Origin of the sequence: Mycolicibacterium arseniciresistens, from assembly GCF_030519285.1 — a bacterium.
In the GTDB taxonomy this organism is placed as follows: Bacteria; Actinomycetota; Actinomycetes; order Mycobacteriales; family Mycobacteriaceae; genus Mycobacterium; species Mycobacterium arseniciresistens.
Genome location: NZ_JAUMSQ010000524.1, coordinates 1 through 1,319, shown reverse-complemented (window position 1 = coordinate 1,319; position 1,319 = coordinate 1). Strand labels below are relative to the sequence as shown.

General features: G+C 66.1%; 1 protein-coding gene and 1 pseudogene. One reads left to right on the top strand and one right to left on the bottom strand.

Features of this window, described 5'->3' with window-relative positions; all coding sequences use genetic code 11:
- On the bottom strand, nucleotides 1-972 hold a 972-nt coding region (locus tag Q2100_RS31235), incomplete at its 3' end, for a hydrolase (RefSeq protein WP_302917124.1).
- A gap of 107 nt (nucleotides 973-1,079) precedes the next feature.
- Here Q2100_RS31235 and Q2100_RS31230 point away from each other — a divergent pair.
- Nucleotides 1,080-1,319 (top strand): annotated as a pseudogene (locus Q2100_RS31230) (hypothetical protein); the annotation flags it as partial.

Below are 1,319 nucleotides of genomic sequence, written 5' to 3'. Positions count from 1 at the left end.
CCGAAAGCGATTCAGCTGCGCCCGCACCACGGCGTCATGCGCATCGAGCAAGGCATGCCAGTCCCGGTCGCCCATCGCCGCCGCGCGTCGCGTCGAGCCCACTATGTCGGTGAACAGCACCGTGGCCAGCACACGGTCATCGGCCACGTCCGCCTGGTGACCGGTGAGGAACTCCGCGACCGCCTGGAAGGACGTGCGCCAGGGCACGACCCAGTGGTGCATGTTTCGGCCTAGCAGCTCGACGTATTGCGCACCCGGTATGTGATCCGCTATGTACCTGCCTGATGCCGCCGGGAGCAGCGGGTTGTCCGCGTGCTGGACGACCAGGGTGGGCACGTGGATTGTCGGAAGGACCGCCCGCACGTCCAATTCGATCACCAATGGAAGCATCTGGGCGACGGTCCCCGGGCTGGCCGCGAGGCGTTCTGCTCGCGCCCACGCTGCCCGGATCTCTTCGTTCCACGGCATGTCCGGGTTCATCGCGTGTTGAAACTCCCCCGTCCCCCACATGGCGCTCATGAGGGCAACGACTTCCTCGGGTGTGGCTACCTCTTTGCGTTCGGCAAGCGGATCGGCGTAGCCCTCGAGCACAACCAGCGCCGTTGTGCGCGAAGGATGTGTTGCCGCGTACAGCGCGCCAGTCGCGAACGAGCCGTCGATCACGACGAGAATCGCTTCGCGACTACCCATATCGTCGAGCACCGCGGTGATGCTGTCGGCCCACTGCTCCAATGTTGGCAGTGCGCCCGCAGTGACCGGATCGGACACTCCCGTGCCCGGCTGGTCGAAGAAGATCAGCCGACCGAGCGATGTCATCGCCTCGACCCATCCTCGAGTGGATGGTAGCTCTGGAAGAGCCTCGCAGCAGGTGAACCAGTTCGGGACGAACACGATGTCGCGAGGACCTTCGGCCGATGCGCGATAGGCGACACGCAAGTGCCCGTTCATCGCGTACCGCGTCTCCGAGAACATTGCGGCAGTTTAAGCCGACGAGCGGGTCGCGCGGTCCGCATCGGCAGCGTTTACGCTGCTCACGAGCGTTCTTTGAAACGGTCCTTGGCAATTCGATCCACCATCTCTTGAAGACCTACTGGAGTGGGTCCGACGGCTGGCGGGACCGGCAACTGCCCGACGGCACGGCGGTGTGGACGAGTCCCGACGGGCTGACGCACACCACCGAACCCGGTAGCCGGCTGCAGTTCCCGGCGCTCTGCCGGCCCACCGCTGCGGTGACCGTCCGCGGGGAGACGGTGGTCGCGACGGGTGTGATGATGCCGCGGCGGTCCCGAACCCGAGCCCAGGACCGGGCGGCCCGCATC